Below are 21,902 nucleotides of genomic sequence, written 5' to 3'. Positions count from 1 at the left end.
TAATTGAATGACGTTTATCAGTTCGTTTGACAAAAGTATTATATATATTTAATATTAGTGAAGATTTCCATTTTATTAAGTGCAGTTAATGGCACACATGAAGCGCAAACTTAAGATAATTTATTTTGCACCTCATTTTAGGAGGAAAGAAATATGGCAGACTATCTTGTAATCGTAGAATCGCCTGCCAAGGCTAAAACGATTGAACGATATTTAGGAAAAAAGTATAAAGTAAAAGCATCGATGGGGCATGTTCGAGATCTTCCCAAAAGTCAGATGGGTGTAGATACAGAAGATGATTTTAAACCGAAATATATTACCATTCGAGGCAAAGGTGATATATTAAAGGACTTGAAAACATCAGCAAAAAAAGTTAAGAAAATTTATTTAGCAGCTGACCCCGATCGTGAGGGAGAAGCCATTGCATGGCATTTAGCTCATGCACTTAACATTGATGAAGATTCGAAATGTCGCGTTGTATTTAATGAAATTACAAAGGATGCAATAAAGGAATCATTTAAAAATCCAAGGTCGATTAATCATAATCTAGTTGATGCCCAGCAAGCAAGAAGAATATTGGATCGTTTAGTCGGCTATAATATTAGCCCATTATTATGGAAAAAAGTAAAAAAAGGATTGAGTGCTGGACGTGTTCAATCTGTAGCCCTCAAAATGATCATTGATAGAGAACAGGAAATTAAAGATTTTAAACCAGAAGAATATTGGACTATCGAAGCAGCTTTTCAGAAAGAAAAAGAGTTGTTTGAAGGATCTTTCTATGGAGTAGATGGGAAAAAAAGAGAATTAAAATCGGAAGTAGATGTAAAAGAAATTCAAAAGCTACTATCCGGAAAAGAGTTTGCTGTTGATAAAGTAAACAAACGTGAAAGAAGACGTAATCCAGCAAAGCCATTTACAACTTCTTCCTTACAGCAAGAAGCAGCTCGTAAATTAAATTTCCGAGCGAAGAAAACGATGATGATTGCCCAACAGTTGTATGAAGGAATTGACCTAGGAAAAAAAGCAGGTGGAATCACCGGGTTAATTACGTATATGCGTACTGATTCAACGCGTATCTCGCAAACTGCAAAACAAGAAGCGACAATTTATATTGAAGACAAATTTGGGAAAGAGTTTCTTGGAAAGCAAGCGAATGATAAGCAAAAAGAAGGAGCACAAGATGCTCACGAAGCCATTCGTCCAACTTCAGTTAATCGTGATCCAAGCTCATTAAAGGATATTTTATCTCGTGATCAATTGCGTCTTTACAAGCTTATTTGGGAACGGTTTTTAGCGAGTCAAATGGCTGCAGCTGTGCTCGATACAATGACAGTCCACTTGTTAAATAATAATGTTGAGTTTCGGGCAACCGGCTCTACTATAAAGTTTAAAGGCTTTATGAAGGTATACGTAGAAGGAAATGATGATAATAAAAAGGATGAGAACAAGCTTCTTCCAGACCTATCTGAAGGTATGATTGTACAAGCGAACTCCATTGATCCGAATCAGCATTTTACGCAACCACCACCACGCTATACAGAAGCTCGACTTGTAAAGACGATGGAGGAAAAAGGGATTGGGAGACCATCTACGTACGCCCCAACTTTGGACACCATTCAAAGAAGAGGCTATGTAAGTATTGACAATAAACGTTTTGTTCCTACTGAACTTGGTATTATCGTTATTGATTTACTAAAAGAATTTTTCCCAGAAATTATCGATGTTGATTTTACTGTGAAAATGGAAAGTGAATTAGATTCAATTGAAGATGGTAATATCCAATGGGTTCAAATCATCGATGATTTTTATGGTGATTTTAATAAGCGACTTGTAGTTGCAGAAAATGAAATGGATAAAATTGAGATCAAAGATGAGCCTGCTGGCGAGGATTGTGAGAAGTGCGGACATGAGATGGTATTTAAAATGGGTCGCTATGGGAAGTTTATGGCATGTTCTAATTTTCCAGAGTGTCGGAATACAAAACCGATATTGAAAGAAATAGGCGTATCATGTCCAAAATGTAAAAAAGGAAACATTGTCGAAAGGAAATCAAAGAAACGTCGTGTGTTTTACGGTTGTGATCAATTTCCTGAATGTGATTTCGTTTCTTGGGATAAGCCAGTTGCTAGACCTTGTCCTAAATGTGAATCCTTGCTTGTAGAAAAGCGAAATAAAAAAACAACCCAAATTCAATGTACGAAATGTGATTATAAAGAAAAGCTACAAAGCTAGATGACAAGTCGTTTGATCTATAGTCAAACGACTTTTTCGTTTGTCTTTGATTCGGTTTTGGTATGTAGTAATTAACGCTAATGATCTTATGAAACAAAAAAATTCAATGTATTATGATTAATGTTGTGATAAAACGGTTATGATGATAGTATCGTTCCCATTTTCTATGAAACGTAAATTAGTTGACTATTTAATTAAAAAGGGATATAATTCCCTATTGGTAAGTGTTTTTACTTGACACACACTGTATGATAATAAGTTTAGTAGTGAGCTTAACTTCTAAGAAAATCCTACTAAAATTCATTAAATCTTGTTTCCATTTTCAAAAAATAGTAATCGATTCTGAATCTTGTTACAATTTTGTTAAATTTATTGCTTTCTCAAATTCAGTATGATATGATTTAGTCGCTGTTCAATGGGGTGAAGACGTAATGAAGCATGAGATAGCGTGCAAGCAATTTATGGAGTATTTGCAAATTGAAAAAAACGCTTCTCCATATACTGTAAAATATTATCAGAATGATCTGGAAACATTTTTTTTGTTTATGGAGCAGGAAGGGTTAACAGAACTAGCTGAGATTGATTATCGAGTTGTGCGTTTATTCTTAACTACGTTGTATAGCCGAAAGCTGAGCAGAAGATCAGTGTCTAGAAACATCTCTAGTTTGAGAAGTTTTTATCGATTCCTAGAACGAGAGAATATCGTTACTGGCAATCCATTTGTTCAAGTATCATTACCAAAGGCAGGAAAATCAATACCAGGCTTCTTATATACAGAAGAACTTGAAAAATTGTTTGAAGTAAGTGATTTATCGAGTTCATTAGGACAACGAAATCAAGCAATATTAGAAGTTCTATATGCTACAGGTATGCGAGTTAGTGAGTGTCAAAACTTAAAACTCGTCGATATTGATTTTGCTATTGGAACAATGTTTGTAAAAGGAAAAGGAAATAAAGAACGATATATTCCTTTTGGAAGGTTTGCTGAAGCCGCTTTGGAAACTTACATACAGGACGGTAGAAAACAATTAATAGAGAAGTCTGGGAATACTACTGATGCTGTATTTTTAAATGCTCGAGGTAATCCATTAACTGCTCGTGGGATTCGCTTAATTCTTAATAAGCTAGTAGAGCAAGCGTCTCTTACTATACATGTGCACCCACATAAATTAAGACATACATTTGCAACACATATGTTAAATGAAGGTGCTGATTTACGAACCGTCCAAGAATTACTTGGGCATGAAAATCTATCCTCTACGCAAATATATACACATGTTACGAAAGATCGTTTGCGAACAGTTTATATGAACAGTCATCCTAGAGCACATCATTGAAATATGCCAGTGAAGAGGTGAGTTTATTGGCGAATGAAATGCATGCTACGACAATTTTTTCAATCATGCATAACGGACAATGCGCTATGTGTGGCGATGGTCAAGTAACTTTAGGGAACTCTGTCGTAATGAAGCATAAAGCAAAAAAGGTACGCAAGCTATACAATGGGCAGGTTTTAGCTGGATTTGCTGGTTCTGTTGCGGATGCTTTCACGCTTTTTGAAAAGTTTGAAGGTAAGCTTGAGGCGTATAATGGTAATTTAGCTAGGGCAGCTGTTGAATTAGCAAAAGAGTGGCGAAGTGACAAAGTACTTCGCAAGTTAGAAGCTATGTTGATTGTCATGAATAAGCAGCATATGTTTTTAGTTTCCGGCACTGGAGAAGTCATTGAACCAGATGATGGTATCCTCGCAATTGGTTCAGGAGGGAATTATGCTCTAAGTGCTGGAAGAGCAATGGCTAAGTATGCAGACCAAATGACAGCGAAAGACATTGCGGAAGCAGCTTTAACAATTGCTGGTGAAATTTGTGTGTTTACTAATGATCAGCTTACTCTAGAAGTTTTAGAGTAATAAGGAGGCCATTACAAAGGAATGGGTGTAGATTTAACTCCAAAGCAAATTGTGGGTCAGTTGGATAAATATATTATTGGTCAACAGCAAGCTAAAAAATCGGTAGCTGTTGCACTTAGAAATCGCTATCGACGTATGAAGCTTGAAGAAAAAATTAAAGACGAAATAGTACCAAAAAACATTTTGATGATCGGTCCAACTGGGGTTGGGAAAACCGAAATCGCTAGAAGACTTGCTAAACTTGTTGGCGCACCATTTATTAAAGTAGAAGCTACGAAGTTTACTGAAGTTGGTTACGTTGGGCGCGATGTAGAATCGATGGTTCGCGATTTGGTAGAAATGTCTGTACGCATGGTTCGTGAAGAAAAGATGAATTCAGTAATGGAAAAAGCAAAACAAGAGGCGGAAAAAATTCTTGTGACCTTGCTTGTGCCGCAGACCAAAAAGCAAACAAGTGTTAAAAATCCATTTGAATTACTCTTTTCGGGTCAGCAAAGTGATGACGACCAAGAAAAGGATCAGGAACAGGACCATGAAATCAGAACAAAACGCCAGCGAGTACAACATCAATTAGCATTAGGCGAATTAGAAGACAACATCGTTACTGTAAATATTGAAGAATTACAACCATCTTTTTTTGATATGCTTCAAGGCTCTGGCATGGAGCATATGGGTATGAATATGCAAGATGCGTTAGGACAATTCATGCCAAAAAAGAAAAAGACTCGGAAGCTTCCAGTATCAGAGGCAAGAAAAGTGCTAACTCAACAAGAAGCTCAAAAGCTGATTGACATGGAGGAAGTAGCGCAGGAAGCAATTGTTCGTGCCGAGCAATCTGGGATCATATTTATCGATGAAATCGATAAAGTTGCTGGTAAACAGGAGCATTCTCCAAATGTTTCTCGTGAAGGTGTCCAGCGAGACATCTTACCAATTGTAGAAGGATCTACAATTGTGACAAAGCATGGTCCTGTTAAAACCGATCACATGTTATTTATTGCTGCAGGGGCATTCCATATGGCGAAACCTTCGGATTTAATTCCAGAGCTTCAAGGGAGATTTCCTATTCGAGTAGAGTTAGAAAAACTTTCAACTGAGGATTTTAAGCGCATTTTAAAGGAACCGTCCAATGCCTTGTTAAAGCAATATACCGCACTGTTAAAAACAGAAGGTATTAACGTTGTGTTTACGAATGAGGCGATAGACAGACTAGCGGAAATTGCCTTTCAAGTAAATCAAGACACAGATAATATTGGAGCAAGAAGACTTCATACGATCTTGGAAAAGCTTTTAGAAGATCTATCATTTGAAGCTCCCGACATATTAATGGAAACCATTGAAATTACACCAGCATATGTCGATAATAAATTGAGCACCATCGTAAAAAACAAGGATTTAAGCCAATTTATCCTATAATTTAAAGAATTGAATGGAGGAAGATTATAATGGATCTATTAACACGTGCTAGAAAAATTAACGCAATGCTACAGAAGGCAACAGGAAAATCAGTAAACTTTAATGATATGGCTGCTTCCTTAAGAGATGTAATTAAAGGAAACATCTTTATTGTAAGTAGACGTGGAAAGCTTTTAGGATATGCAATTAACCAAGAGATTGAAAATGAAAGAATGAAGGGAATGTTAGAAGATAGACAATTTCCTGAAACGTATACAGAAGGATTGTTTAATATTCGCGAAACAACTGCTAATCTTGATGTGAATAGTGAATATACCGTATTCCCTGTTGAAAATCGCGATTTGTTTAAAAACGGTCTAACTACGATTGTTCCAATTATTGGTGGCGGAGAGCGCTTAGGTACATTAATTCTTGGTCGTTTAACTGAAAGCTTTAACGATGATGATTTACTCCTTGCTGAATACGGTTCTACAGTAGTAGGTATGGAAATTCTACACGAAAAAACAGAAGAAATTGAGATGGAAGCACGAAGCAAAGCTGTGGTTCAAATGGCAATCAGTTCCCTATCCTATAGTGAATTAGAAGCGATTGATCATATTTTTGAAGAATTAAATGGTAAAGAAGGGCTTTTAGTTGCAAGTAAAATTGCAGACCGAGTAGGAATAACACGTTCTGTTATTGTAAATGCGCTTCGTAAACTCGAAAGTGCTGGAGTTATTGAGTCACGCTCTTTAGGTATGAAGGGTACGTATATTAAGGTATTAAATGATAAATTCTTGGTAGAGCTTGAAAAGCTTCGTTCAAGATAATAAAAGAATAAAATAGGCTGTTCATCATGAACAGCCTATTTTTATTTCGTCGAGCACCAAATGATAAGACGTAGCTCCTTTTTAAAACATCGATTTGTGCAAAGGTGTTTTCCATCCTCGTTTAATAATAACTTTTCCTTATACTGATTCTCTCTTTAACAAAAAATCCAATGAAAACTAGTTCTTATGTTTCAGAAAACTTGTCGAAAACTAGCTAAATCACACGATTTTCAGGCATAAAGAACTACTATCTATTATTTGGTAGGAATTTTTATTCAAAAAAGATAATTTAACGCTCATAAATATCTCTGCGAGTTTTTATTTTTGAGAGGGAGAGGACAGGGATAATAGCAAAATAGTAATAAAGTAATGGTATTTTATTACTATTTTAATTTCCCAACATAATAATTGTCGAATTTTGGTAGACTTTATGTTTAATATAATCTACAATGTTCGTATAGTCACAAAGAATTGTGTCGGTCTTACATAAGTTTTTTGTACCAAAATTACCATTTTACATGTATGAAATACAAAAAATAGGAGGTAAGTCATGGATCTTTTTGGAGGAACTATCCAAACTTTGGAGAAATCCTTAGATTTTGCAAGTATTAAAAATCAAACGATCTCTACCAATATCTCAAATAACGACACCCCTGGATACAAAGCGAAGGATGTTGTCTTTAAAGATGTGTTAAATAATGCACTTCAAGATTCCCTTGCCGCAAAACGAACACATAAAAAGCATATTGCTTTTAATGAAGACATACATAAACCTTACCAAATGATTAGAAAAACCAATACCATGTATAACCATAATGGCAATAACGTGGATGTTGATAAAGAAATGGCTGAATTAGCTAAAAACCAAATTTATTATAATAGTCTTGTTGATAGAATTAATGGAAAGTTCCGAAGTCTTGAGTCGGTATTAAAAGGAGGTAGGTAAAGATGACGATTTTTCATTCGTTTAATGCTAGTTCAAGTGCACTCACTGCTCAGCGGCTTCGCATGGATGTAATTTCAGCAAACATAGCAAACGCACAAACAACTCGCGCAACTGTAAATGAGAACGGAGAATATGAGCCATATCGTCGGAAAATGGTAACTGTTGCACCACGTGAAGGAAGCTTTCAATCATTTTTGCATAAGGCTGCAAATGCAGAGAAAACCGATGGTGTAAAAGTAACCGGAATCGTAGCGGATGACGAACCGTTTAAATTGGTTTATAACCCAGCTCATCCTGACGCAGATGATGCAGGCTACGTTCAATTACCCAATGTTGATCCATTAAAAGAAATGGTTGATTTAATGAGTGCAACAAGATCTTACGAAGCGAATATTACTGCTTTAAATGCGAGTAAAAGCATGCTAATGAAAGCACTAGAAATCGGTAAATAGATGGGAGGATTTATATGTTGCAATCAATACAAGGGATTCAAAACTCGGGAATTATAGAAGGAAATAAACAAGTTACAAGTCCTGGAAAGGCGCAAGCAGAATTCGGTAACACGTTAAAGAAGGCAATCGAAAAGGTAAATGAAGCACAAACATTATCGGATAAAAAGACGGAATTACTCGCGGCTGGTAAAATTGATGATTTACACGATGTCATGATCACAGCCCAAAAAGCAAGTATTACATTAGAAACTGCTGTGCAAATTCAGCGTAAAGCAATTGATGCTTACAATGAAGTAATGCGAATGCAAGTGTAAGTATGAACGATCTATTTATTCATGTTTGTGAACTTTGGCGGGGGATTATATGAAGGAAAAAATGATGAAATTTAATCAGCAGGCAAAGCTTTTTTGGACAAACCGTTCAAAAACTCAAAAAGGAATTATTTTTGGTTCTATTGGAATAGTGATTGCATTATTGGTAGTTATTTCATTACTTTCTACTAGCTCGAAGTATGTTCCTTTATATAATAATTTGTCTCTTAAGGAAGTAGGACAAATTAAAGCGGAATTAGATACGAGAGGAATTCCCTATGAGTTGGAACAGGGTGGAACCATTATCACTGTGCCAAAGGAGCAAGCAGATACATTACTTGTAGAACTTGCAGGCCAAGGGATTCCGAATAGTGGGAATATCGATTACTCTTTTTTTAGTGAAAATGTTTCATGGGGCATAACAGATAATGAGTTTAATATTATGAAGCTCGATGCAATGCAAACCGAGCTGCAAAATTTGATAAAAGGAATTGAAGGCATCGAAAATGCAAAAGTAATGATTAACATGCCTAAGGAACCTGTGTTTGTGAGTGAGGCAACACTGCCTGCGAGCGCTTCAATTGTTTTAACAGTGCAGCCAGGCTATCAGTTTCAAGGGAATCAAATTAATTCGTTATATCATTTAGTGTCAAAAGCAGTGCCCAATCTACCACCTGAGAACATCGCAATAATGAACCAGTACTTTGAATATTACGATCAAAGTAATGCAGATGGTAATGTTGCACAAGATAACTATACATATCAACAAACAGTAAAAAAAGATTTTGAACGAGATATCCAACGTCGTGTACAGCAAATGCTTGGTACAATGGTTGGTTTAGATAATGTCATCGTCTCTGTAACATCTGACATTGATTTTACGAAGGAAAACAGGGTTGAGGAAATTGTCGACCCAGTAGATAAAGAAAATATGGAAGGTCTACCTGTAAGTGTAGAAAAAATACATGAAACATACTCAGGAAATCCACCTGTAGGAGGAACAACTGGAACAGGGGAAGGCGATATTCCGAATTATGAAGCGACAGAATCCAATAGTGATGGGGAATATGAACTAGTAAAAGAAACAATTAATAATGAATTTAACCGTATTCGGAAGGAAATCGTCGAAAGTCCTTATAAGGTTCGAGACTTAGGGATTCAAGTAGCGGTGAACAATGTGAAAACGAAAGACGGAAATAACATTCAATATTTATCTCAACAAGAACAGGGCGTTGTACAGGAAGGGATTGCTTCCATCCTTAATTCGATTATAAGTACGTCAGTCGATAAAGAGTATGGCGAAGTAATACCAGATGATAAAACCTCTATCGTTTTTCAAGAATTTAGTACGAATGCAAATGTTTCTGGTGGAAGTAAAGGTATTTCAACATGGATGTACATTGCTGGTGTAGCACTTTTATTGATAATCGCTATTTTAATATTCCTTTTAATACGGAATAGAAGGAAGAATGAAGCGGCATTAATGGAAGAGTCAACTAATTTAGAACAGCAAATGGAAATTCCGGACATTCAAGAAAATCCAGATTCTGAATTAGTCGTTCGCAAAAAACAGCTCGAAAAAATGGCGCAAGACAAGCCAGAAGACTTTGCGAAATTACTCCGTAGCTGGATTGGGGAAGAGTAGGAGGTTTATCGGACATGGCAAGACAAAAAGAAGGACTGACAGGAAAACAAAAAGCGGCGATACTATTAATCTCTCTTGGTCCGGACGTATCTGCTCAAGTATATAAGCATTTATCAGAAGAGGAGATTGAAAAGCTCAGCTTAGAGATTTCCTCAGTAAAAAAAGTAGATAATTCAATGAAGGAACAAGTACTAGAACAATTTCATCAAATAGCATTAGCGCAGGACTATATCTCGCAAGGTGGAATTGGTTATGCGAAAACAGTGCTTGAAAAAGCGTTTGGTTCGCAGGAAGCATCTAGTATTATTAACCGACTAACGTCTTCCTTGCAAGTAAGACCTTTTGATTTTGCAAGGAAAGCAGATCCACAGCAAATTCTAAATTTTATACAAAATGAGCATCCGCAAATTATTGCACTCGTCCTTTCCTATTTAGATCCGGAACAAGCAGGGCAAATATTGTCTGCGTTGTCACAAGAGGTACAGGCGGATATTGCGAAACGAATTGCGACAATGGATTCCACCTCTCCTGAAATAATTGGACAGGTCGAGCAAATACTCGAAAGAAACATTTCTTCATCTTTTACAGAGGATTATACGCAAACAGGTGGTATCCAAGCTGTTGTTGAAGTGTTGAATGGAGTAGATCGTAGTACTGAGCGTACGATACTTGATGCTTTAGAGATTCAAGACCCAGATCTAGCAGATGAAATTAAGAAACGCATGTTTGTCTTTGAAGATATTGTTGTATTGGATAATCGCGCAATTCAACGTGTTATCCGTGAAGTTGAAAATGAAGATTTACGATTGGCATTAAAAGTCGCTAGTGAAGAAGTTAAAGAAATCGTATTTAAAAACATGTCACAACGAATGTCAGAAACCTTTAAAGAAGAGATGGAATATATGGGGCCTGTCAGGTTGCGTGACGTAGAAGAAGCGCAAACAAGAATTGTTGCTGTTATTAGAAGACTAGAAGAAGTTGGAGAAATCGTGATAGCTCGAGGCGGAGGAGACGATATCATTGTCTAATCTACATGGCGAAAGAGTAATAAAGATTAAATCAATTCAAGTTGAATCACCACCTCAAGTCTCGACAACAAATGATAGCTTATTAATAGAGAAGAAGCATCTCCTTGCTTCGATCAAAGACTCAGAAGAGAAGTTGCAGAGCATCCAGAAAGAACAAGAAAGACTACTTCAAGAAACAACTTCTAGGATTAATGAAGCAAAAGAAAACTGGAAGAACGAGCGTAATGAATTAATGGAGGCAGCAAAGGAAGAAGGTTATCAAGCTGGTTTTGAGCTTGGGAAACAAGAAAGCCTCACACAGTATCAACAGTTAATTGAGCAGGCGAACACTATTACAGATGCTGCCCGAAAGGATTATCATGCCGCTGTTGAACGAAGTGATCAAACGATATTGGATTTAGCGATTTATATTTCAGAGAGAATATTGAATCAAGAAATTAAAGCGGAACCTTCCGCATATATCGGTTTGTTACAAGATGCAATAAAAGAAATAAAGGATAAGTCGATCATTTCAATCTATGTTCCACCAAATTCCTATGAATTTGTATTACAACAAAAAAGTGAGCTTTCTCGCATCGTAGAAGATGATACCAAGCTTTCTATTTATGCAAATGATGAGCTTCCAGAGGATGGGTGCATTATTGAACATCCATTTGGGCAGATCGATGCAAGTATTGACACGCAATTAAGCCAAATTAGACAGGCACTTAGTGAAATAATGGCGGGGAATGAATAATGAATAGTTCTCTTATAAAGCAAGCAATTGACCAAGTTGATACTTATAAGCATTATGGAAAGGTTTTACAAGTAGTTGGTTTAATGATCGAATCGTTAGGACCGGCAGCTAATATTGGTGAAGTATGCTACATTCATCCGGCAAACAAAAATAAATCCCCCGTTTTATCGGAAGTTGTTGGTTTTAATCATGAACGCATCATTCTTATGCCATATGCAGAGGTAACGGAGATTGGACCAGGCTGTCTAGTAGAATCAACAGGAAAACCATTAAGTATTAAAGTAGGAAGAGGTTTATTGGGAAAGGTAGTAGATTCTTTAGGTGTCCCTTTAGATCAATCATTGCTTCCAAAAGGATTATCAAATTACTTAACAGAGCAGACTCCACCAAATCCAATGACCCGTCCTCCAATAAATGCACCGATCCAAGTTGGAGTGAAGGCAATAGACTCACTTCTCACAGTTGGAACGGGACAGCGTATTGGTATTTTTGCAGGAAGTGGTGTTGGAAAAAGTACACTTCTAGGAATGATTGCTCGTAACAGTAGTGCAGATATTAATGTAATTGCATTAATCGGTGAACGTGGGAGAGAAGTTAGAGAATTCATTGATAACGATTTAGGGGAAGAAGGATTAAAAAAATCCATTGTTGTTGTTGCCACCTCTGACCAACCTGCTTTAATGCGGATAAAAGGAGCTTATACAGCGACAGCAATTAGTGAATATTTTCGAGACCTAGGTTATCAAGTGAATCTAATGATGGATTCTGTCACACGTGTAGCGATGGCGCAAAGAGAAATTGGTCTCGCAACAGGTGAACCACCAACAACTAAGGGATACACTCCATCTGTATTCGCGACATTACCTAAATTGTTAGAACGAACAGGCACAAATGAAAATGGCACCATTACAGCATTTTATACCGTTCTAGTTGATGGTGATGATATGAATGAGCCGATTGCCGATACGGTACGAGGGATATTAGATGGTCATTTCGTTATGGATAGGAAGCTTGCTGAAAAAGGGCAGTACCCAGCGATAAATGTCTTGAAATCAATTAGTCGTGTAATGAATCAGATTACGAGCAAAACGCATTTAGAGGTAGCCCAAAAGTTGCGATCGTTAATGGCAACATATGAAGAAAATAGTGAGCTCATTCAAATTGGCGCATATAAAAGAGGAACAAATGCTGAAATTGATCAAGCAATTTCATTTCATCCAAAGATACAGCGGTTTTTGCAACAAGGGGTCTATGAATCTGTCACATTGGATGAATCAATTACTCAAATGTCGGAGCTATTGAATGGAGGAAATGCATAAATGGTTCAAACGATGGCACTTTCCAAGGTTCTCAATTTGCGCGAACAAGAAAAAAAAGATGCACAAATTGCTTACCGTGAGTCGATGGAAATTTTTGAAGAAGTGGCAACAAAGCTTTATACGATATTAAGAAAAAAAGAGGATGCTGAAAAATCTTACGACGCGTTTTTAGCAGATTCGATTTCATTAGAAAAAATACGCGAGCAAATGGCCTATATTGAAAGTTTAAATCGCCAAATAGTAGATTTACAAGCAACGGTTCAAAAAGCGCGGGAATCAATGGAATCGAAACAGTTAAAGCTTACGGATGCGCATGTTGAAGTGAAAAAATTCGAAAGCGTAATTGAACATCGTAGACAAGCAGCGGAAGAGTTAGCTCAAAAAGTGGAAAATGAATCCATGGATGCAATATCAATCCAACAGCATATTAGCTATAAAAATAGGTGAGACATATGGTCAAGCAAAAAAAAGAAAATAAAAACAAGATGAATCCGATTCTTTGGTTTATTTTTGCCATTGTGATACCAGTGGTTATCGCATTAATTTTAGCGGCTGTTATTTTTAGCATTGCCGGCGTAAATGTGGTGGACTGGGCAAAAAACACGGGCAATAAAATTCCAGTTCTTTCATCTGTCATTACAACAGATGAAGAAAAAGTAAAGCAAGATAAAGAGCAAGAAACGAAGCGTGTAATAGAAGGAAAAGATGCACAAATTGAGGATTTAAATGAGGAAGTTGCAAGCCTTGAAGGTACGATCGAGCAGTTGAAACAGGAAATTGCTAAATTAGAAAAGAAAAATGCTAATGCATCCAAAGATGAAGCCGGTTCCGAGCAAAACAACATAAAAGCAATTGCTCGTTCATTTCAAGATATGGATGACGTGAAAGCTGCAAATATTGTTACAAAGATGGAAAAGGAAACTGCAATTATCCTAATGAATGAACTTTCAAATGAAGTTCGCGGTAAAATTTTAGGAGCAATGGATCCAGAAATAGCTGCAGATTTAACACAACGCTTAATGAATAGTAATGAATAATAAATTTTCAATTTTTAATTGAAAGGAGGTGAAAAAATGAATGCGATTGCCATGCTATTTCAACAAGGAAACGTAAACGCTCGTTTGATGGGAGAAAACAAGCAACCTACAGATGACTTAAATAAGGAAGCCTTATTTCATGCTTTATTAGCTCGAAATCAAGCGGTGCTTAAAGACGAGTCAAATCCATTTATGTCTTTTTACCAAGGCAATCCTACGCTACCGAGTAACCAGTCGCAATTGGAGTTGCAAGCACTCTTAACACAGCTTTTTCTAGGACGAGATGATGCTTCACTAGAAACTATTCCAGGGAGTGAAGGAGAAGGTATATCTGATTTAGGTTCTGAAGGTGTATTGGGGATCTTACTAGACGATAAAGCAACAACACAAGAACAAGGGGAGCTACTGGACAAGTTACTCGCGGAAGTTGAAAAACTTGGAGGGTTGAACTCATTAGACCTTGAAGCCATAAGAAACAATCCAATACTGGTAGAGCTTATACAGATTGTAAAAGAAGCCCACTCGTTATTGAAGGGAATTGTCAATGAGCAAGATATGAAACAGGTTGCTCCCAAGCTGCTTACTTTGTTAAACCAATGGGAGATGCTTAGCAAGAAAACGTCTGCTACGCCAGAGTTGGCAAAATTATTCGATGCTTTACCTAACGAGGAAAAAAGATTAAATGGCATTTGGAAGGAGCTTGTTCAAGCCTTTCATAAACGAAATCAATTTGCCTCTAATAAATTATATGCAATGGAATCCAAGGTGAGTAGTCAGGATGTAGCAAAGTGGGTTGCAAACGCAATAGAGTCAACATCAATGACGGTAGATCGCCCTGTTTTACACACTGTGCCAGCGGGTCATAACATACCAATGTCGAAGGTAGAACAATATGTGTTATACATTAATCAACCACAACACTCTCCAACTGCTGAAACAGAAACAATGGATCAGCTTCAGAGAATTGTTCAATCAAGTCGATTTTTGACGACGCCAGGTGGAAAACAACAGTTATCGATCATGCTACGCCCTGAAAATCTTGGTGAGATGATGGTTCGTTTCACACAGATAAATGGTGAAATGGCAGTGAAAATACTTGTTTCTTCCCATGCTGCAAAAGAGATGCTTGAAAAAAATATGCATCAACTAAAGCACATGTTTTCACCGCACCAGGTAGTGGTTGAAAAGCAAGAAATCACATTACAATCTTCGCAGAGCTTTACGAAAGAACAGCAAGGGGAACAAATGTTAAAGGAACAGCAACAAAACGAGTCTGGCGATGCTAAAGAGCAACAACAGCAACAGGAGGAAAATGCTGAGCTACAATTCAGTGACTTCCTAATGAATGAGAAAGTGTAGGTGAATGAGATGACTAAAATTGATCCATCACTTTATTTAAACAACCAGCCAAAGGGAAGAACGCCAAGTGCTGAGTTAGGAAAAGATGAATTTTTAAAAATATTGATGACACAGTTGCAAAACCAAGATCCATTAAATCCGATGGAAGATCGCGATTTTGTTGCACAAATGGCAACCTTCTCTTCACTTGAACAAATGATGAACATGTCTAATTCAATAGAAACATTGGTGCAAAGTCAATTGATGTCACCAGTGATTCAGTACAGTCACATGGTAGGCAAAGAAGTTACGTATCAAGTTTTCGATGATGAAACTGGCCAAGTGACAGGAACGGAAAAAGGAAAAGTGGTTGCGGTGAGTCAAAAGGATGGCTGGGCTATATTAGAGCTTGATAACGGAGAAAAGGTGTATGCTGATGCAATCACGCAAATCAGTGATCCTACTTTTGACAATGAAAATGGCGACCAAGGAGGAAACGCGTAAGGAAGTGAATCAAAATGGATCCACGTATCCAACATTTACAGCAACATCATATTTTACCGCTTCCTAAAGGACCAACTAAAGCGAAACAACCTACTGCTAGCTTTAAAGAAATATTATTACAACAAGAAGAATTAAAGCTAAGTAAACATGCCACGCAACGCCTTCAAGAGCGAAATATTACAATTAACGCAAAAGAGTGGCAGACGATTTCGCAAAAGGTTACGGAAGCAAGAGATAAAGGTGTAACAGATTCTTTAGTCGTAACAAGTAATGCTGCATTACTTGTGAATCTAAAAAACAACGTTGTCGTCACGGCAATGAACCGTGAAGAAGCAACAAGTAGAATCTTTACCAATATTAACGGAACAATCGTTATTAACCAATAGGCTGGACCCGAATGGGAAGCCAAGGGCTGTTGAAGGATTGATACAGCTAATAACATACAATAAGGGAGAATGAATATGTTACGTTCAATGTACTCAGGAATTTCAGGAATGCGAAACTTTCAAACGAAGCTAGATGTAATTGGTAACAATATCGCTAACGTTAATACCGCCGGATTTAAAAAAGGACGTGCAACGTTTCAAGATATGATGAGTCAGATGACGCGTGGAGCTCAAGCGCCAAATGCAACTCGCGGGGGAGTGAATCCTGCACAGGTAGGTCTTGGCTCGCAATTAGGTTCCATTGATAACATTCATACACAAGGCTTTCGTCAAACAACGAACAACCCATTAGACTTTGCATTAGAAGGAGATGGAATGTTTGTTGTGGCAAGTGATATTGGTGCTGATCCAACAAATATCCCGCTTGATACTGCTAGTGTAGCTTATACGCGTGCAGGGAACTTTTACTTGGATGAAGATGGAAGTATTGTTAATCCACAAGGGTTGTATTTAATAGGTTTTCCATATGATACAGCATCGGGAGCTATCTCAACTGCATCACATTCGACAATCCAAATTCCTAGCACGGCTAAAAGCTTTAGTGTGGAATCAAATGGTACGGTTACGTATATCGATCAAGCAGGTGATACACAAGTTGCAGGGCAAATTGCGCTTGCGCAATTTTCAAATCCAGCAGGTCTTCAAAAAGCAGGAAGTAACTTGTTCTTAAACACACAAAACGCAGGTTTATCAGCAAATTTACTTGTACCTGAAACAGATGGAGTAGCATCCGTTATAAGTGGTGCGCTTGAAATGTCGAATGTAGACTTAGCTGAGGAATTTACGGAAATGATTACAGCTCAGCGTGGCTTCCAAGCAAATACTAGAATCATTACAACATCTGATGAAATCCTACAGGAGCTTGTTAACTTAAAACGATAAAAATAAGGAGGTAGGAAGTGTCTAATTTAGGCACTTCCGCCCAATATGATTCAATTAACACGGCTTAATGGAGATACGTTCACCTTAAATGCAATTATGATTGAACAAATTCAATCGTTTCCTGATACTACCATTACGATGTTTAATGGGAAGAAAATTGTTGTGAAAGAACCTGAAAAAACAGTTATCCAATTAGTGACAGCATATTATGAAAAGATTGGATTACAGCGACTATTTGTGGAAGAGGCAGGTGAAGGAAATGAATAAAATGGTTAAAATGACGATCACATCATTAATTAGTTTGTTATTTATTGCTACTGTTGCAGCTGTCATCATTTTGAACCTTATTGGCAATAACAATCGAAGCGATGCACAGACGATTGATGACATCGTGGAATATTCGTATGAAACACCAGAAGTTACAACTGATCTTGAAGATGGAAGCTTTGTCCGTATTCAATTTCAAATACTAACGGATGGAAAAGATGCAAAAAAAGAAATTAGTAAACGCGAATTTCAAGTAAAAAACATCCTAATTAAAGAGCTCGCGAAGATGAATGAAGAAGATTTTAAAACCGGCTTGTCCGATCTAGAAGATGTTGTTCAATCGAAATTAAACGAAGTTATGAAAGATGGAAAAATAACCGATGTTTATACCATTAATAAGATTCTCCAATAAGGAGATTTAAAGAATAGAATGATAAGCAGTGGTATTTTCTCCAATGTGGAGGTGATTTTTTGGTCGAGGAAGTATTATCACAAAACGAAATAGATGCTTTGTTATCTGCAATTTCATCAGGTGAAATGAATGCTGACGAACTCATTCAAGAGGAAAAGGAAAAAAAGGTTCGAGTGTATGATTTTAAACGAGCTTTACGATTCTCCAAGGATCAGATTCGTAGTTTAAGCCGTATTCACGAAAATTATGCGCGTCTATTGACCACGTTTTTGTCTGGCCAACTGCGCACATATGTTAATATATCGGTCGCGTCTGTTGATCAGATTCCATACGAGGAATTTATTCGATCCATACCAAGTATGACGATATTAAATGTGTTTAGTCTTGCTCCACTAGATGGAAGAATTATCATGGAGGTAAATCCAAACATTGCATACAGTATGTTGGATCGCATTCTTGGTGGAAAGGGTACGAGCATCAATAAGGTTGAAAATCTAACAGAAATAGAGACATTACTCATGACACAGCTATTTGAAAAAGCTGTTGTTAATCTTCAGGAAGCATGGTCCGATCTTATTGAGATCGATCCAATTCTAGAAGATTTAGAGGTGAATCCTCAATTTCTTCAAATGGTTGCACCAAATGAAACGGTTGTTGTCGTATCCTTAAACACAACAATCGGTGAAGCAAGTGGAATGATCAATATTTGTATTCCACATATCGTACTTGAACCAATTATTCCGAGGCTTTCTGTACACTATTGGATGCAGGCGACACCGGAAAAGCGAGACGTAGAAGCCTCTAAGAAGATTTCTGCAAACATTCAGCCTGCATTACTTGAAGTAAAGGCGATTTTGGGAGAAACCTCCATAAATATTGAGCAATTTTTAAAACTAAAAGCAAATGATGTAATTTCATTAAATCAATCGATTGAACAGCCATTACAATTGTTGTTTAACAATGAACCGAAATTCCTTGTACAGCCTGGAAAAGTAAAAAATAAAATGTCTGTTCAACTATTGGAAGAAATTAAAGGGGGGAATCAAAATGATGGATGATGGAATGCTTTCACAGGATGAAATAGATGCACTATTGAAGGTCGGTGACGATGATGATACATCCCTTCATAGTGAAGAAGAATATTTAACAACAATTGAAAAGGATACGCTCGGAGAAATTGGTAATATTTCTTTTGGAAGCTCTGCAACGACATTGTCGACGTTATTAAGTCAAAAAGTAGAGATAACAACTCCAGAAGTATCTATTATGACGCAAACAAGCATCATGGAAGAATTCTCTATCCCACATGTTAGCATTCGAGTGAACTATACGGAAGGCTTTACAGGAAGTAATTTGTTCATTATGAAAACAGAAGATGCTGCAATTATATCGGACGTTATGCTTGGTGGAGATGGGCAATCACCTGAAGAAGAATTAAATGAAATCCACTTAAGCGCAGTTCAAGAAGCAATGAACCAAATGATGGGTGCGGCTGCTACGAGTATGTCCACTGTCTTTAAGAAAAAAGTAGATATTTCACCACCTTCGATTCAACTAAATCAAAAAGATGATGTGAAAGAAAACGAACAAATTAAGGAAGAAGAAGCGCTTGTTAAGGTATCCTTTCAATTAAAGGTTGGAACTTTAGTTGATTCTAACATTATGCAAGTGATGCCGATTGATTTTGCAAAACAATTAGTTGAAGAAATAACAAATCAAGAGGAGCAAGCAGCTACAATTGAAATGGAACGAGAAGTGGATATGAATGGGCAGAATAATCACACTAAGCCAAATGTAGTAGCAACAGACCAAATTACTGGTGAGCCACAATTTATCGGAAACCCAACAAACGTCCAAAACGCGTCTGTTCAACAAGCGGCATTCTCTAATTTTGATCAGGTTGAACTTGCTCAAAATGAACAACGTAACTTAGATATGCTATTAGATATTCAATTAAAGGTAACAGTTGAGCTTGGAAGAACGAGAAGATCTATTAAGGAGATTCTTGACATGCAAGCAGGATCGATTGTTGAACTAGATAAGTTGGCCGGAGAGCCTGTTGATATATTAGTAAATGATAAATTGATTGCCAAAGGTGAAGTTGTCGTTATTGATGAAAACTTTGGCGTACGTTTAACGGACATTGCAAGTCAATCTGATAGATTGAAAAAACTAAGATAATTATGGGGGAATTACATATGGCAAATCGTATTTTAATTGTAGATGATGCAGCATTTATGCGAATGATGATCAAGGATATTTTAGTTAAAAATGGCTTTGAAGTTGTAGGAGAAGCGCAGGATGGTGCGCAAGCAGTTGAAAAATATAATGAGTTAAAGCCTGATTTAGTAACTCTTGATATTACAATGCCAGAAATGGATGGTATTACAGCATTAAAGACAATTAAAGAGTCACATCCGGACGCTAAAATTATTATGTGCTCTGCAATGGGACAGCAAGCAATGGTTATTGATGCGATTCAAGCTGGTGCCAAGGATTTTATTGTAAAACCATTCCAAGCAGACCGTGTCATTGAAGCGATTCAAAAAGCGTTAAACTAGGAAACGAGTGAGATCGATGAAAAATAAGATTTCCATTAGTATAGGGATCATTTTGCTCATTTGGAATATTTATTTTCCAACGGAAATGATGGCGAAGGAAACGAATGTATCTGATTGGCTAGAAACAAATGAGAATAGCGAAGTAGATGAAGCGGATACAAACGAAAGCCCATCGGTTAAAGCAGATGAAGAAAGTGTAGAAAAAGTGGAGAAAAACGAATCTATATGGATTAGTATTCTAAAAACGATCATCGCATTATTTTTCATTTTAGCACTTATCTATGCACTGTTACGGTTTTTGAATCATCGGAATAAACGATTTAATCATGTAAAAACACTTGAAAACCTTGGTGGAATAGCGGTAGGTCAAAATAAATCTATTCAGATTATCCGAGTAGGTAAAAAGTATTTCTTAATCGGTGTAGGCGATGATATACATATGCTTCAAGAGATCAATGATGAAGAAATGAAACAAGAGCTAGACGTAGCAAGCGAGGAACTCATGTCTGTAAAGCCTGGCAAGTTTCTTTCTTCATTACTTAAAAACTCGGGTAGCAAACAAGGCGAAGGACGTTTTAAGAACGAGCAAAAAGATTTTAAAAATTTATTTGCGAAAGAATTACAACACCTAAGCCAGAATAGAAAAGAATTAATTAGCCAATCAAAGCAGAAGGAAGATTCCCATGAATGAATTTATAGATATGTTTTCTAGTTCAGATCCTTCATCCGTCTCTACATCGGTTAAGCTATTACTTTTGTTAACGGTATTATCTTTAGCACCAAGTATTCTAATATTGATGACGAGTTTCACTCGAATTATCATTGTTTTATCCTTTGTAAGAACATCGTTAGCAACGCAACAAATGCCACCTAATCAGGTGTTAATTGGCTTAGCAATGTTTCTAACATTCTTTATTATGGCACCTACCTTTAGTGATGTTTATGATAATGCGTTACAACCATTATTTGATGAAGAAATAACATTAGATGAAGCATATGACCGAGCGAGCTCGCCGATGAAGGAATTTATGGCAAAGCATACGCGACAAAAAGACCTTGCATTATTTATGAATTATGCCGAATTGGAAAAGCCAGAAAGTGTCCAAGATATTCCTTTGACCACACTAGTCCCTGCTTTTGCAATTAGTGAATTGAAAACAGCCTTTCAAATGGGATTTATGATTTTTGTTCCCTTCCTAATTATAGATATGGCAGTTGCTAGTGTTCTAATGTCTATGGGGATGATGATGTTACCGCCGGTAATGATTTCGTTACCGTTTAAAATATTATTATTCGTATTAGTCGATGGTTGGTACTTGATTAGTCATTCCATTCTCGATGGGTTTTAACGGTCGATTCTAAAAAAGAAGGTGTGTTTCATTGAGTAGCGAATTTGTTTTGACGCTTGCTGAAAAAGGCATTTATACCATTTTACTTGTTACTGGCCCTTTATTAATTCTTGCCTTAGGGGTAGGGCTGCTTGTAAGTGTCTTTCAGGCAACAACCCAAATCCAAGAACAGACGCTTGCCTTTATTCCGAAAATAGTTGCAGTATTAGTCGGGATGATTTTTTTCGGACCATGGATGTTAACTAAAATGGTAGAATTTACGATTGATATTTATCAAAATTTAAATAAGTTTGTAGGGTAAGA

Annotated in this window: 26 protein-coding genes; all 26 read left to right on the top strand. The window is 36.9% G+C overall.

Translation table 11 applies throughout. From position 1 onward, the window contains the following. Positions 1 to 153 precede the first annotated feature (153 nt). Positions 154 to 2,232: a type I DNA topoisomerase gene (gene topA / locus SPK86_RS07655; protein WP_330949021.1), complete on the top strand. Its 2,079-nt coding sequence runs from the start codon at positions 154 to 156 to the stop codon at positions 2,230 to 2,232. Between the two features lie 431 nt (positions 2,233 to 2,663). Further along, a complete protein-coding gene (gene xerC / locus SPK86_RS07650; protein WP_330949020.1) occupies positions 2,664 to 3,569 on the top strand; it encodes a tyrosine recombinase XerC in 906 nt (301 codons plus the stop codon). A 26-nt stretch (positions 3,570 to 3,595) separates the two neighbouring features. Next, complete coding sequence (hslV, locus tag SPK86_RS07645; RefSeq protein ID WP_284139941.1) at positions 3,596 to 4,141, top strand: ATP-dependent protease subunit HslV; 546 nt, start codon at positions 3,596 to 3,598, stop codon at positions 4,139 to 4,141. Between the two features lie 21 nt (positions 4,142 to 4,162). Continuing rightward, positions 4,163 to 5,557 carry an ATP-dependent protease ATPase subunit HslU gene (hslU, locus tag SPK86_RS07640; protein WP_284139942.1) on the top strand — a complete coding sequence of 465 codons (1,395 nt, stop codon included), beginning with the start codon at positions 4,163 to 4,165 and terminating at the stop codon, positions 5,555 to 5,557. A 29-nt stretch (positions 5,558 to 5,586) separates the two neighbouring features. Further along, entirely contained in the window at positions 5,587 to 6,366 is a 780-nt protein-coding gene (gene codY / locus SPK86_RS07635; protein WP_284139943.1) for a GTP-sensing pleiotropic transcriptional regulator CodY, read from the top strand. A 550-nt stretch (positions 6,367 to 6,916) separates the two neighbouring features. After that, on the top strand, positions 6,917 to 7,312 hold the full coding sequence (gene flgB / locus SPK86_RS07630) for a flagellar basal body rod protein FlgB (RefSeq protein WP_284139944.1): 396 nt from the start codon (positions 6,917 to 6,919) through the stop codon (positions 7,310 to 7,312). 2 nt (positions 7,313 to 7,314) lie between these two features. Further along, on the top strand, positions 7,315 to 7,764 hold the full coding sequence (gene flgC / locus SPK86_RS07625; protein ID WP_284139945.1) for a flagellar basal body rod protein FlgC: 450 nt from the start codon (positions 7,315 to 7,317) through the stop codon (positions 7,762 to 7,764). Positions 7,765 to 7,778: 14 nt separating this feature from the next. Further along, positions 7,779 to 8,078, top strand: a complete 300-nt coding sequence (fliE, locus tag SPK86_RS07620) for a flagellar hook-basal body complex protein FliE (RefSeq protein ID WP_284139946.1) — start codon at positions 7,779 to 7,781, stop codon at positions 8,076 to 8,078. A 49-nt stretch (positions 8,079 to 8,127) separates the two neighbouring features. Further along, positions 8,128 to 9,720: a flagellar basal-body MS-ring/collar protein FliF gene (fliF, locus tag SPK86_RS07615; protein WP_284139947.1), complete on the top strand. Its 1,593-nt coding sequence runs from the start codon at positions 8,128 to 8,130 to the stop codon at positions 9,718 to 9,720. 14 nt (positions 9,721 to 9,734) lie between these two features. Then, positions 9,735 to 10,748, top strand: coding sequence for a flagellar motor switch protein FliG (gene fliG, locus SPK86_RS07610; protein WP_284139948.1), 1,014 nt, complete (start codon positions 9,735 to 9,737; stop codon positions 10,746 to 10,748). Further along, positions 10,741 to 11,484, top strand: coding sequence for a flagellar assembly protein FliH (fliH, locus tag SPK86_RS07605; protein WP_284139949.1), 744 nt, complete (start codon positions 10,741 to 10,743; stop codon positions 11,482 to 11,484). The genes fliG and fliH overlap by 8 nt, the downstream gene beginning before the upstream one ends. Beyond that, positions 11,484 to 12,803, top strand: a complete 1,320-nt coding sequence (gene fliI, locus SPK86_RS07600; protein WP_284139950.1) for a flagellar protein export ATPase FliI — start codon at positions 11,484 to 11,486, stop codon at positions 12,801 to 12,803. The genes fliH and fliI overlap by 1 nt, the downstream gene beginning before the upstream one ends. Then, positions 12,804 to 13,250: a flagellar export protein FliJ gene (gene fliJ, locus SPK86_RS07595; RefSeq protein WP_284139951.1), complete on the top strand. Its 447-nt coding sequence runs from the start codon at positions 12,804 to 12,806 to the stop codon at positions 13,248 to 13,250. Positions 13,251 to 13,255: 5 nt separating this feature from the next. Beyond that, positions 13,256 to 13,840 carry a MotE family protein gene (locus SPK86_RS07590; RefSeq protein WP_284139952.1) on the top strand — a complete coding sequence of 195 codons (585 nt, stop codon included), beginning with the start codon at positions 13,256 to 13,258 and terminating at the stop codon, positions 13,838 to 13,840. A 36-nt stretch (positions 13,841 to 13,876) separates the two neighbouring features. Continuing rightward, positions 13,877 to 15,199, top strand: coding sequence for a flagellar hook-length control protein FliK (locus tag SPK86_RS07585; RefSeq protein ID WP_330949019.1), 1,323 nt, complete (start codon positions 13,877 to 13,879; stop codon positions 15,197 to 15,199). A 9-nt stretch (positions 15,200 to 15,208) separates the two neighbouring features. Continuing rightward, a complete protein-coding gene (gene flgD / locus SPK86_RS07580) occupies positions 15,209 to 15,682 on the top strand; it encodes a flagellar hook assembly protein FlgD (RefSeq protein ID WP_284139954.1) in 474 nt (157 codons plus the stop codon). A gap of 14 nt (positions 15,683 to 15,696) precedes the next feature. After that, on the top strand, positions 15,697 to 16,068 hold the full coding sequence (locus SPK86_RS07575) for a TIGR02530 family flagellar biosynthesis protein (protein WP_284139955.1): 372 nt from the start codon (positions 15,697 to 15,699) through the stop codon (positions 16,066 to 16,068). A gap of 75 nt (positions 16,069 to 16,143) precedes the next feature. After that, positions 16,144 to 17,010: a flagellar basal body rod protein FlgG gene (flgG, locus tag SPK86_RS07570; protein ID WP_284139956.1), complete on the top strand. Its 867-nt coding sequence runs from the start codon at positions 16,144 to 16,146 to the stop codon at positions 17,008 to 17,010. A gap of 45 nt (positions 17,011 to 17,055) precedes the next feature. Next, complete coding sequence (locus SPK86_RS07565) at positions 17,056 to 17,277, top strand: flagellar FlbD family protein (RefSeq protein WP_284139957.1); 222 nt, start codon at positions 17,056 to 17,058, stop codon at positions 17,275 to 17,277. Then, complete coding sequence (gene fliL, locus SPK86_RS07560) at positions 17,270 to 17,689, top strand: flagellar basal body-associated protein FliL (RefSeq protein ID WP_284139958.1); 420 nt, start codon at positions 17,270 to 17,272, stop codon at positions 17,687 to 17,689. The genes SPK86_RS07565 and fliL overlap by 8 nt, the downstream gene beginning before the upstream one ends. A gap of 59 nt (positions 17,690 to 17,748) precedes the next feature. After that, the gene (fliM, locus tag SPK86_RS07555; protein ID WP_284139959.1) at positions 17,749 to 18,747 is read left to right on the top strand and encodes a flagellar motor switch protein FliM; all 999 of its coding nucleotides are present in this window, start codon (positions 17,749 to 17,751) and stop codon (positions 18,745 to 18,747) included. Next, on the top strand, positions 18,737 to 19,870 hold the full coding sequence (gene fliY / locus SPK86_RS07550) for a flagellar motor switch phosphatase FliY (protein ID WP_284139960.1): 1,134 nt from the start codon (positions 18,737 to 18,739) through the stop codon (positions 19,868 to 19,870). The genes fliM and fliY overlap by 11 nt, the downstream gene beginning before the upstream one ends. A gap of 17 nt (positions 19,871 to 19,887) precedes the next feature. Next, positions 19,888 to 20,250, top strand: coding sequence for a response regulator (locus SPK86_RS07545; protein ID WP_284139961.1), 363 nt, complete (start codon positions 19,888 to 19,890; stop codon positions 20,248 to 20,250). A gap of 16 nt (positions 20,251 to 20,266) precedes the next feature. Beyond that, positions 20,267 to 20,941: a flagellar biosynthetic protein FliO gene (locus SPK86_RS07540; protein WP_284139962.1), complete on the top strand. Its 675-nt coding sequence runs from the start codon at positions 20,267 to 20,269 to the stop codon at positions 20,939 to 20,941. Continuing rightward, positions 20,934 to 21,599 carry a flagellar type III secretion system pore protein FliP gene (gene fliP / locus SPK86_RS07535; RefSeq protein WP_284139963.1) on the top strand — a complete coding sequence of 222 codons (666 nt, stop codon included), beginning with the start codon at positions 20,934 to 20,936 and terminating at the stop codon, positions 21,597 to 21,599. The genes SPK86_RS07540 and fliP overlap by 8 nt, the downstream gene beginning before the upstream one ends. A gap of 31 nt (positions 21,600 to 21,630) precedes the next feature. Further along, on the top strand, positions 21,631 to 21,900 hold the full coding sequence (gene fliQ, locus SPK86_RS07530) for a flagellar biosynthesis protein FliQ (RefSeq protein WP_284139964.1): 270 nt from the start codon (positions 21,631 to 21,633) through the stop codon (positions 21,898 to 21,900). The last annotated feature ends 2 nt before the right edge of the window (positions 21,901 to 21,902 follow it).

The organism is Virgibacillus sp. MG-45 (genome assembly GCF_036409425.1).
Classification (GTDB): Bacteria; Bacillota; Bacilli; order Bacillales; family Amphibacillaceae; genus LDC-1.
The sequence above is the reverse complement of the archived record's forward strand: the minus strand, read 5'-3'. Positions and strand labels throughout refer to the sequence as shown.

Excerpts from the sequence above, each read along its gene's own strand:
- topA (WP_330949021.1), top strand. The coding sequence starts at position 154 with ATGGCAGACTATCTTGTAATCGTAGAATCGCCTGCCAAGGCTAAAACG.
- xerC (WP_330949020.1), top strand. The coding sequence starts at position 2,664 with ATGAAGCATGAGATAGCGTGCAAGCAATTTATGGAGTATTTGCAAATT.
- hslU (WP_284139942.1), top strand. The coding sequence starts at position 4,163 with ATGGGTGTAGATTTAACTCCAAAGCAAATTGTGGGTCAGTTGGATAAA.
- codY (WP_284139943.1), top strand. The coding sequence starts at position 5,587 with ATGGATCTATTAACACGTGCTAGAAAAATTAACGCAATGCTACAGAAG.
- flgB (WP_284139944.1), top strand. The coding sequence starts at position 6,917 with ATGGATCTTTTTGGAGGAACTATCCAAACTTTGGAGAAATCCTTAGAT.
- flgC (WP_284139945.1), top strand. The coding sequence starts at position 7,315 with ATGACGATTTTTCATTCGTTTAATGCTAGTTCAAGTGCACTCACTGCT.
- fliE (WP_284139946.1), top strand. The coding sequence starts at position 7,779 with ATGTTGCAATCAATACAAGGGATTCAAAACTCGGGAATTATAGAAGGA.
- fliF (WP_284139947.1), top strand. The coding sequence starts at position 8,128 with ATGAAGGAAAAAATGATGAAATTTAATCAGCAGGCAAAGCTTTTTTGG.
- fliG (WP_284139948.1), top strand. The coding sequence starts at position 9,735 with ATGGCAAGACAAAAAGAAGGACTGACAGGAAAACAAAAAGCGGCGATA.
- fliI (WP_284139950.1), top strand. The coding sequence starts at position 11,484 with ATGAATAGTTCTCTTATAAAGCAAGCAATTGACCAAGTTGATACTTAT.
- fliJ (WP_284139951.1), top strand. The coding sequence starts at position 12,804 with ATGGTTCAAACGATGGCACTTTCCAAGGTTCTCAATTTGCGCGAACAA.
- SPK86_RS07590 (WP_284139952.1), top strand. The coding sequence starts at position 13,256 with ATGGTCAAGCAAAAAAAAGAAAATAAAAACAAGATGAATCCGATTCTT.
- SPK86_RS07585 (WP_330949019.1), top strand. The coding sequence starts at position 13,877 with ATGAATGCGATTGCCATGCTATTTCAACAAGGAAACGTAAACGCTCGT.
- flgD (WP_284139954.1), top strand. The coding sequence starts at position 15,209 with ATGACTAAAATTGATCCATCACTTTATTTAAACAACCAGCCAAAGGGA.
- SPK86_RS07575 (WP_284139955.1), top strand. The coding sequence starts at position 15,697 with ATGGATCCACGTATCCAACATTTACAGCAACATCATATTTTACCGCTT.
- flgG (WP_284139956.1), top strand. The coding sequence starts at position 16,144 with ATGTTACGTTCAATGTACTCAGGAATTTCAGGAATGCGAAACTTTCAA.
- SPK86_RS07565 (WP_284139957.1), top strand. The coding sequence starts at position 17,056 with ATGATTCAATTAACACGGCTTAATGGAGATACGTTCACCTTAAATGCA.
- fliL (WP_284139958.1), top strand. The coding sequence starts at position 17,270 with ATGAATAAAATGGTTAAAATGACGATCACATCATTAATTAGTTTGTTA.
- fliY (WP_284139960.1), top strand. The coding sequence starts at position 18,737 with ATGATGGATGATGGAATGCTTTCACAGGATGAAATAGATGCACTATTG.
- SPK86_RS07545 (WP_284139961.1), top strand. The coding sequence starts at position 19,888 with ATGGCAAATCGTATTTTAATTGTAGATGATGCAGCATTTATGCGAATG.
- SPK86_RS07540 (WP_284139962.1), top strand. The coding sequence starts at position 20,267 with ATGAAAAATAAGATTTCCATTAGTATAGGGATCATTTTGCTCATTTGG.
- fliP (WP_284139963.1), top strand. The coding sequence starts at position 20,934 with ATGAATGAATTTATAGATATGTTTTCTAGTTCAGATCCTTCATCCGTC.